2 protein-coding genes are annotated in these 1,470 nt (G+C 44.5%); both read left to right on the forward strand.

What is annotated here, in order from left to right; all coding sequences use genetic code 11:
- Positions 1–1,173 (forward strand): IS21 family transposase (gene istA / locus C7460_RS23410; RefSeq protein ID WP_115870564.1); only part of this gene is annotated, 1,173 nt, incomplete at its 5' end.
- A 19-nt stretch (positions 1,174–1,192) separates the two neighbouring features.
- A partial coding sequence (locus C7460_RS23415; RefSeq protein ID WP_221409621.1) for an ATP-binding protein occupies positions 1,193–1,470 on the forward strand: 278 nt, incomplete at its 3' end.

Raw genomic sequence — 1,470 nt, forward strand, 5'->3', positions numbered from 1 at the left:
CGAGAAAAGGGCTCCATGAAGCTGGATCACAAAGCAGGTCACGAGATGTTTGTTGACTTTTCCGGCAAAAAGCTATCTGTAGTAGATAAGCAAACTGGTGAAATTAAAGAAGCAGAAGTCTTTGTAGCTATCCTTCCCTGTAGCCAATACACTTATGTGGAAGCCTGTAACAGTCAAAAGCGAGAAGATTTTCTCACCTGCCTGGCTAACGCATTAGCGTTTTTTGGAGGAGTGCCTAAGGCTATTGTCTCTGACAACTTAAAGTCAGCAGTGACCAAAGCCAGTAAATACGAGGCTGATATCAATCGATCACTTAAGGAGTTTGCACTGCATTACAATTGCGCAATAAACCCTACCCGCAGCTACGCACCACAGGACAAGGCATTGGTAGAAAGCGCTGTTCGCCTAGTTTATCAACGGATATTTTATCCCATCCGACAAATGACCTTCTTTAGCCTCACAGATCTCAATACAGAGGTCAGTAAACAACTTCAGATTTATAATGACCTGCTTTTTCAGCGGAAAGAAGCCAGCCGTAGAGAACTATACCAGTCATTGGACAGAGGCTACCTAAAGCCCTTACCCAACAACCCGTATCAACTAAAAGATTACTGTAGGGCCAAAGTGCAGAAGATGGGGTATGTCTACTTCTCACCTGATAAAACCTACTACAGTGTTCCGTATCGTTATATAGGCAGTCAGACACAAATCCACTATACTCAAGATTGGGTTGAAGTTTATCACAACCATCACCGCATAGCCAGCCATCACCGTAATCCGGTGAAAGGAGCCTATATCACCGATAAAAACCACCTTAGCAGTACTCATAAAGCTTACTCGCAGTGGAGTCCCAGCTTCTTCGAGAAGAAGTCCTGCAAACATGGTGAAGCTGTGGTTAAGTTTATGAAAGGCCTTTTCACCAATGCTGATTACCCTGAAATCAACTACAAACGAGCAAACGGAATCCTTCAATTGGGCAGTGATCATGGTAGTGACCGGCTCAACAAAGCCTGCAAGCGAGCCTGTGACCTGGGAGAATACAAATACGGGCTGGTTAAAAATATCTTACTCAACAAACAGGAAGAACTAGATCTGGATTTTGACCAGATGGACAAGCAGGCTCCACACATCCCGGCGCATAGTAACATACGAGGGGCTAATTACTATCAATAACCATTAAATACATTAGAATATGAACAACGCACAAACATGCGAAAAACTACGTGCCATGCGACTGCAAGCCATGGCTGAGCTACATGAGCAACATCTTGCTTCCAGTCAGCAAACATCGATGACCACAGATGAGTATCTGGGCTTGCTCACCGATCATCAATGGGAAGCCCGACTGCATCAGAAGACTAACAGGCTGCTCAAACAAGCCCACTTTAAGCAACGAACTACACTGGAAGAGATTAATTACTCCCAGCAACGTAACCTGGATAAAAACATGTTCCAGCGACTTGCTACGCT

Origin of the sequence: Marinoscillum furvescens DSM 4134, assembly GCF_003386095.1 — a bacterium.
Taxonomy (GTDB): domain Bacteria; phylum Bacteroidota; class Bacteroidia; order Cytophagales; family Cyclobacteriaceae; genus Marinoscillum; species Marinoscillum furvescens.